Source organism: Thermogutta sp. (genome assembly GCF_039793925.1).
Taxonomy (GTDB): Bacteria; Planctomycetota; Planctomycetia; order Pirellulales; family Thermoguttaceae; genus Thermogutta.
In genome coordinates this window covers 11,451-19,787 of sequence record NZ_JBAMME010000324.1, presented here as the reverse complement: position 1 = coordinate 19,787, position 8,337 = coordinate 11,451, and the positions used below count along the sequence as shown (strand labels likewise).

Genomic DNA, 8,337 nt, shown 5'->3' with positions numbered 1-8,337 from the left:
GGCGAGTTCGGCATTCAGGCCACCGGTTTGCCACGTGGTGTGACGACCTTGCAAGTGTTCGATGCCCAGGGGCGAATTCTCGCTGAGATTCCCGTAACTGCTGAGGGTACAGCATCTCACCGCTTTCCAGCGCAACTGTCACGGGATGCTGTCCCCTGGCGCATTCATTTTCCCAGGCAACAGGGGATTCTGCACATTGACGGTGTGACCCAGTGGGACTCGGGCGACCAATACCGCGATCTGACGGTCTGGACACCTCAACCAAACGCATGGTTTGATTGGCTTCCCAACCGTTGGTTGATCACCCCTTATCGGCGGATTGTGTATGGACGACCGGGCGAGGATGGGACCATCGAATTTCGGGTCCATAACAACGCACCCAAGCCGCGGACTTTTTTGGTCAGTCTGGAATTTCCGCAGGATTCCTGGCCGGTAAGCCTGGAGGGCCCGAATTCCTTCGCACTGAGACCCGGCATGGCAAGAAACGTTACGGTCCGCTACCAAGTTGGCTCTGTGGGCCAGGGCCGGACCTGTTTCGTTCGGGTTCGACCGGAGGATGAGCCAGAAATCACGACTTTCGCAAGTCTCACGGTTAAGGCAGGCGAAGCCCCTGCCGCAAAGCCGCTGGCACTGCCGCTGATCCTCCGTCCTTATGAACATGAAAATGAACAGTTGGGATACCTGCCCGATTACCCGGTGGAAAACCAGGTGTATTTCGACATGGAGAATCGACCTTACGTCTGTTCCGGGGGGGCACTGTATGTTTGGGACGGTCAGCGGTGGCACGGCCATGATCTCTCGGCCATTGTCCGGTGGGGCGACAGTGGGAGGGCTGTCCGTTCCCTCAGAGTCGTCACGCCCAAGATCGCCTATGATCAAACTAATCGCGTGTATCTTCTGGCCCAGGTTGACGGGCGATCGAGTTTACTCGTATCCCGTGATGGGGCACGGTCCTTCACTGCGCATGAATTGCCTCCGGGTGAGGGCCAGACGTTTGACATTGAGGTTTTCACTGGGCACAACGTTCTGAAGGGGCCACCCCCGATCCTGCGTTACACATTTCTGCTGGCAGATCCCAAGGTCTTTTGGCGACGCCTTTATCGCTTGGAACTGATTCTGCCGGAGTTGCGTGGGGAAGAGATCAGGTTTGCGCCGCCGATTGTGATTTCAGAAAAAGTGCTGGGACATTCTGCACATTCAGGGAGCCCTTCGTGTGTCGTCTCCCGGGAAGGACGCGTGCATGTGATCTGGTCTGAAGCCACGGATCTGGCAGAAAAGGTGCCAGGGGCACCGACCTATGTCGTGACCTATGACTGTGCAAAAGGTGAGCTTGGTTCACGGACATTCGTGGGATATGGTCTGCCTCCCAATGACATCCATAACACCCCGAGCATTACCATGGATAGTCAGGGTTATTTGCACGCACTTGGCGGAACGCACGGCGCCCCATTTCCCTACGCTCGATCGCTGGTTCCCAACGACGCAGGTGGCGGTTGGACCGAACCAACAATCCTCGGTGAGGGATTACGGCAGACTTATATTGGGTTAGTCTGCGGACCGGATGACACGCTTCATACGGTCTTTCGTCTGTGGAAGTCTCAAGAGGCTCCGCATCCGCTGAGTATCTTCGCCGCGCTTTCTTATCAACAGAAAGCATCAGGGCAGGACTGGCATGCCCCGCAGATCCTCGTTATTCCACCGTTTTCGGAATACAGCGTTTTTTATCATCGATTGACCATCGACCGGCTGGGACGGCTGTTCCTGTCCTACGATTGTTGGTCCACCTATTGGTTTTATCGCAACGATTACCCTGGCACGCGGAGGGCTTTACTTGTGTCGCCCGACGGTGGGCAGACCTGGAAGCTGGCCTCTCAGGCTGATTTAACCCAGCTCGTACCTTTCGCCCCTCGCTGAAATTTGTAACTTTGCAATAGGCCTACTCTCACTTAATCCTAGCTGGAGGGACCTGCTTGTCAGGTCCGTCGTTCAAGGTTGGATAATCCATCGAGTCCGGAGGGACGTGCTTGTCAGGTCCACTAATCAACGTTCGATCGTCCATTGCCTTTCGCCGGGGACTGAAGTCCCGCGCGGAAAGCGGGGCTAAAGCCCCGCACTCCACATGTGGAGTGCGGCGATTGATCGCCGCTTTTCGATGAAGGCTTTAGCCTTCATAACCCTGGCGTCGGGCAGCCGTCACCGGGCACGACAAGCGAGCCCCTCCGAAACTAAGAATGCTGAGCACGTGACACCCCCCATAAGTGGCGCAGTCAAACTGGATAAGATTGACTGCCTGCTGACTGAGGCCGCCGAGCTCTCGGAAGGGGATATTGCCACTGTCTGCAATCGAGCTCTGCAAAGAAGGGTTTTCCCGAAGAATGAATCGCGCAAGCGATTCAACTACGACATCGTGCACCACAGTGAAGATCGTAACTTGTGGTTGAAACATAACCTATTGGGCGATGGCCGACTCGAAGGTGGTTCTGTAACCTGTGATCAGGAAAGGAGTTGTGGCATGGTGCCATACTCGGGTGGCTCCGTATGCGGCGCTCCGGATTGTCGCGTGCTTGCACCCCGAGTTTCTGCATCGAACGCTCTACGCGCCCAACCTCAATCTGATCGAGCGCTTCTGGGGCCACTTGAAGCGGTCGGCGATCCACAACGACTACTTCCAGACTGTGGAAAATCTGGAAGACGCCATCCTCCAAGCCATCCACAGCATCAATCGCCAACTCGACCATCCCTTCCCTCTACACCTGAAAACTGTGCAACCTTTGTTAGTTGCCGCTCAGATTGTGACCCTGGACCAAGTGGTGACCTCGAGCGTGGTGCTTTGGATTATCCCCACACTATACTCGCTAACTCTGCGGGGAGTGGTCTGGATGATCCCGACACTGTAGTTGCTGACTCTGCCGGTAATGCTTCGGATTGTGGCGGGAGTACGTCTAGGGGCTCTGGATGCTGTCCCTCGGATTGCGGCGAGGCTCTGCTGGACGGCTGTGCATGCGTCGGCTTGGCACGCAACATTGCCATGCCCGAAGGGCTGCCGCCCGAGCTCGTCGCGATTTGGCAGACACTCACTGATGTACAACGCCAAGCCGTTTTGCGGGCCCTCGAAAGCTTAGGATGGCGGTCAGGGTGAAAGGCCTTCTGGGTTGTGGTGCAGCAGCCGCCTGTCAGGTCCTCGCAAAATGGCGGCCGGCGGGAAAACTATTTTCAAGCATAGACTGGAAACTGTTGCAGGACATATTGCACGCTCGTGAAGACGGTTGTAATCATTTCTATGCCCATAAATTGGCTGAATTTAAATATGGCTCCTGGGTAAGAATCATTGCTGCGTAGAAAGTTTGACCCCGAGGGCCTTCAGATATGGCATGCGATTAGAGGGAGCGGTGCTTGTCAGTTTTGCTTTTCCTGCGGTCGGTTTTGGCAAAAGTGGCGGATTATGATAAGGAGAACGATTTTGAGCGGCGGACTGCGCGGGGGAAGTCCGCTCCGGGCGGCCGAGTTCGGCGTGTGGTGAATAGCGAAGGCCGACGGTTGAAGGATGGCCGAGATGATGGGCGGCTCAGAACCAAGGTGAACGCTATGCCAAAATCTGACAAAACCCGACAATTGCGAATTGCGCAGCGGAACGCCATTGAACTGCTGCTGGCCGGTAAGACAGACCAGGAGGTGGCAGAGGCGGTGGGCGTGAGTCGGCAAACCGTGACGGTGTGGCGGAACCGGGACGCCCTTTTTCAGACGGCGCTGGAAGTCCGGCGGAAGGAAATCTGGGGTGCCCATGTGGAGCGGCTGCGGCAGATTGCCGGTCGGGCAGTGGAGGTGCTGGAGGCTGATCTGCTGCAAGAGGAGGATCGCCGGTTGCGGCAGTCAGCGGCGGTCCACGTGCTGAAGTGTGTGGGGCTCTATGGGGCCAATTTGGATCCCAAGACAGAGACGCCTGGTTATCCGTTTTCACGGTGGTCGGACGAGCAGGTGGAAAAGGCTTTGCGGCGGTATTGGGGAGAGAGGGGGAATCAGCAGGCTGGGGGGTGAAGCGACGGAGGAGTTGCCCCAATCTGGCCGTTGGTCCTGGTTGAATGGGGATCCGTTGAGGACACGGTCAGGCGGCGGCGGGGAGGACTGCACGAGCGCCGGGGTGGGTGGCCGGCACTGGTACAATTCGGCTCGTAAAAGGGATGAGACCTCGATAGAGGTCAGTTGTCTTTTCCTGATGCTTTTCTGCTGCCCTGTGCGTAGCTTTGCGGCGAGAGGCGGGTTATAATTCGCCAGCGAGGCACGTTGGCCTGTTCTTGTGGACGGCAAGAGCGGGTCGGCGGTCACAGTTTTTCTCTTTGCGCTCATTCAGTGGCGTGGTGATGGTCCACACCGAGAGGCGTAGGGGAGCAAGATTAAGGCGAGCAGCGAAAATGGGGAATCGTGATGAAATCACCAAGGGGCCAGAGGCTTTTCTGAGAGCTTTGGAACGTCTCCTGGAGCGGGGGCAGGGAGTCTCTGAGGCGTGGCGGGTCTTTTGGGAAATGGAGCTGCGGAGGCGGAGATTGCCTGGAGGGCATTTGCTACCGCAATGGAAGTACTATTATGAGGCGTTTGCCAAAGCCGTGGATGCTTTTTCTGAGATGCTTCTGGAAGTGGAGAGGGCCTCGCCTGAAGAAAAAGAGTTTCCGCCTTTTGTCTCTTGGGACCCCATGCTGCATCTTCCTAACGCGCTCCCCTATTTACGACGGCGGACGGCCGAGTTGCTGAAGATCTTGGGAAGTGCGGAGAGGAATGCGTGGTTTCTTGCGGATTTGGCGTGCGAGATGATCGGCCCGGATTGGGGAACCAGGGGTGAGGATACATTTCCCCGGCGCTGGGACGACGACATGGCGGTTTTGGCCTTTGGCTGGGAGAAATATCGGCAGTGGTGGGGGCAGGAAACTCGTAAGCGATTACGTGCGGCACTTTTGGGAAAGGCGGGCGGGGACAAGGTCGAGTCCGACGCTTCCCATGATGGACGGCCCATGAAGGTTGCCAAAAGGCGTGGACGGCAAGCCTTGAGCGAGTCGCAGCAGGAGCTGTACCAGAAGATTTACGAGGCCTGGGAATATTACAGGCGGCACACCAACAACTCTCGCAAAGATTTTGTGGAGGAGACCAGAGGGCGGTTTGGCGAACTGTACGAAACACACTTTGCGCCGCGGAGGTGGAATGTGCGAGCTGTGACACGGGCACTGAGTTGGATACGGCGTAGGAGGGCTTTGCAGAAGGAGGACGAGAACGACGGTTGAGCCATTAGCAGGTTGGGGGGAAGATCACGCCAAAGGTTTCGGGGATTTCCAGCTACTGGAATGCTTTTGGGTCACACCAGGAATCGGCCGCCTTGCCGCTGCACTCAGAACAATACTCGGGCGTTTGCCGCTGGAAATGGTGGACCGGCTTCGGGGGAAACGGCGACCGCAGGTGCTATTGGTGCCCCGGCTTTCTGTCCTTCCTTCGCTTGTTGTCACCCTTGGGCAACAAGTTCTTGGGGGCGACTATGCCGCTTGAGAGCGGCTCCGAGGGCCGGGGGCTTTGTGCATTGAAGCCAACTGTTGCTCGAAGTGTTCGTTTCGTTCGCACAGTTGTGAGGTTTCTTCTAGCAGGCGTGCCTTCCTGTCCTCCAACGTAGTAATGGGTTCTATCGCCGCGACCAAGTTTTCCACCAATGCGGCGACATACGTCCCAAACCCGGGGTTCGAAATCGCGACTGGTTTCTCACGCCTTCCCGTGGTCGAAAAATTATGCATGACGAGTTCCTCAGACAAGATCAGCCAACCGGCCTTTGGTCCAGGGCTCTGTAGAATTCTTGGGAGGGCCCTTCACAATTCAAGTCCCCGCTTTAATCTAACCACCGTCGGCCGGTTACCTAACTGTCGCGCTGGGTAAAATAGAAACGATGACGCCGTGAAAAATCACGAAGCTCTGACGCGTGACTTGTCCCCGGATTGCAATATCGGCTCGTAATCAAAGTCTTTAAGGAAGGGTATCGGCCAGCATCTAAAAAATATCGGAGGTGGGCGCAATGATCGCAAGAGTGCTTCCTGTATCGATCGTATTGGCAACACTAACGGCCCTGGCCCTGATCAGAAATTATGCATGGTGTGATGTAAAGGGAAATGAGAATGGTCCCTTGGATACTATTGGTTGGGATTCTCTGACCGGACTTTCCGAATCTGGACCGATCACCGAAACATACGGCGTTAGAGACTTGGCCCAGGCCACGGATCATGTACACTCTCAGCCGCCGAAAAAGAACGCGGACTACTTGAGGCTGGTGAGCGACGGTTATCTCGATCAAATTAGTCCCACCGCGGTCGAAAAAGTGCGTGCGGCTTATCCCATTTTGTCCTCCGAGGCAGCGCGCTTTGAAATAGCACGAATGTGCATTCTTTTGAGGGCTGGAAATATCTATAGCAGTATCCTCCGAGATTGCTCACCGCCAGCAAAAGAGATCATCCTCAATTCGGGAACAACGCTTGAAGGCCTTTCACAGAAGCATCTTCAGCTCTGCGCAAAGGTAGTGCGGTCTTATCTCGGATCATGTGGAGGAGCCGTTATCAGGGCTGTCCATGAGCGCCTCGTCGGCCGTTATGTTGCTCTTAGTGGCGCCACAGGCGCTGTTTCGCCGGCTTCTTTGGTTTACGATGACCTTATGAATGGGCGACCTTTGCGCATCGATTCCCCATCGCAACTCATCAACATCTTGTCCGGATCAGGACTCTCTGGCGATGTCGCAGCGATCCTGTGCACACAGCGGGAAACTAACGAGCGTTACCTGACACCGTCCGCGATTATTTCCCTAAGGTGTACACAATACTTTGTAGACTGGGCACCGAGGATCGGTGCTATTTCGCGAGCCTGGGATCCTATCCTGAGGGAAGAGTTTATTGATGGCATGGCAGCTCAAGCGGGTTACAAAGATTCTCGGGAACTAATGGCTCTTCATTCCCCTGCGGTTACTTCTGAGTTGGTGAGATTGTGGCAGAAGGCAGGAGCGCAAGTTCAAAACGCTAACGACTTGCAGAATATCTCTTGCGACCGGAATCTCCTTGGACTCGCAGTCTACTATCTGCTGGCTATGAAAGGTTTACGTTAATCTTTCAGGAGAATTTGTTTTTGTTTAGGATAAGGTCGACTAGCTCCGATGTGGCTCTCCATCTTCTGGAAGGCGAGGTGGGATGAGTTCGAATGGAGCCTTGAAGCAGCAACGCATGTTTGCACAGATCCTCGGCCCAAAACGCGACTGCTTACATGCCTTCCCTCCCAATGACTGGACAGCCAAGACACGAGTCTTGAAAGTGAACCCTGGGAATGGAGAAAAACCTCTGAAAGTGCCGCTCTGGTGCTGCGACAGCGCTGAGTAGTGCGCATCTACGCAAGCGAGGGCGAAGACACTCCGATCGACGGTGACACACGCGCTGCACTTCTAAGATCAAGTTTTATGAAATCTCCAAGAGGGATATCAGCATGAAAATGAAAACGACTGGCCCTCTTTCTTCCACAAGATCGTCGAAGACCGTGCCGACGCGCCTTCATGGGGCGCTTTAGACGACGATCAGCGTGCGGCGTGGTTAGCTCATCAACTCTTCCTTAAACTCCCCTCCCCGGGCCGGGTCTATCGCTTCTGGCGGGAGGCGGAGGAGTTCTTTCGGGATCTCCTGCGAGAGTTCCGCCAAATTGCCGCCCGCTACGACAATCCCTGGCGGGTGCGGCGGCGCGTGCTGGTGCCCAAGGACCATAACGGCTGGAAAGATATGGCCCTTTATGATGGCCGCTGGCACGGACGACAGATCAGCCTGGTCTATGTGCGCAGCCTGGGCGGCTTCGTAACCGCGTCTAATCTGGCGCGTTTGCTCAGACCGGAGGAATCACACGATGCTTTTAAGAATGAGCAGATTACGTTGGAAGAGGAAGACTCTTTTGGCCAGCAGGGGACCGTCACTGTAAACCAAGTTCGGGAATTGCAACAACCTTACGCGCATTTGGCCGTCTACCACCCGGTGATCCCAGTGGAAATCTCCCCCTTGCGCTTCCGGGTGTTGGCGCCACTGGAGGCGGCTTCCGAGTGCGTGGATCTCTCCGTGGCCTGGTGGCGGGATCACTTCGCCCGGCTCTGGGATCGCTTTCCCCTGCACGTGGGTGTAGTCTCCTTCCCGCGATTAGTCCCTTACCAGGCGGTCGTGGAAGCGGTCAGAAATGTGGAAGATGCCCTGATAGGTAAGGAAGAAACCTGGCAAGTGCAGGAAGTGGAACGGCGGGCGGGTGTAGTGGCCCTGCGCCTGCGTCGTCGCGATGGCCGCGAAACCATCCGGGTGG

6 protein-coding genes are annotated in these 8,337 nt (G+C 56.0%); all 6 read left to right on the top strand.

What is annotated here, in order from left to right:
• Positions 1–1,914: BNR-4 repeat-containing protein (locus ABJK56_RS17580; RefSeq protein WP_347245979.1), on the top strand; the 1,914-nt coding region annotated here is incomplete at its 5' end.
• Positions 1,915–2,489: 575 nt separating this feature from the next.
• Positions 2,490–2,897 (top strand): hypothetical protein, encoded by a 408-nt coding sequence (locus ABJK56_RS17575; RefSeq protein WP_347245978.1) that lies wholly within the window; start codon positions 2,490–2,492, stop codon positions 2,895–2,897.
• Positions 2,898–3,393: 496 nt separating this feature from the next.
• Positions 3,394–4,035: a helix-turn-helix domain-containing protein gene (locus ABJK56_RS17570; RefSeq protein WP_347245977.1), complete on the top strand. Its 642-nt coding sequence runs from the start codon at positions 3,394–3,396 to the stop codon at positions 4,033–4,035.
• 374 nt (positions 4,036–4,409) lie between these two features.
• Entirely contained in the window at positions 4,410–5,270 is an 861-nt protein-coding gene (locus ABJK56_RS17565; RefSeq protein WP_347245976.1) for a hypothetical protein, read from the top strand.
• Between the two features lie 773 nt (positions 5,271–6,043).
• Positions 6,044–7,117 (top strand): hypothetical protein, encoded by a 1,074-nt coding sequence (locus tag ABJK56_RS17560; protein WP_347245975.1) that lies wholly within the window; start codon positions 6,044–6,046, stop codon positions 7,115–7,117.
• 622 nt (positions 7,118–7,739) lie between these two features.
• A partial coding sequence (locus ABJK56_RS17555; protein ID WP_347245974.1) for a hypothetical protein occupies positions 7,740–8,337 on the top strand: 598 nt, incomplete at its 3' end.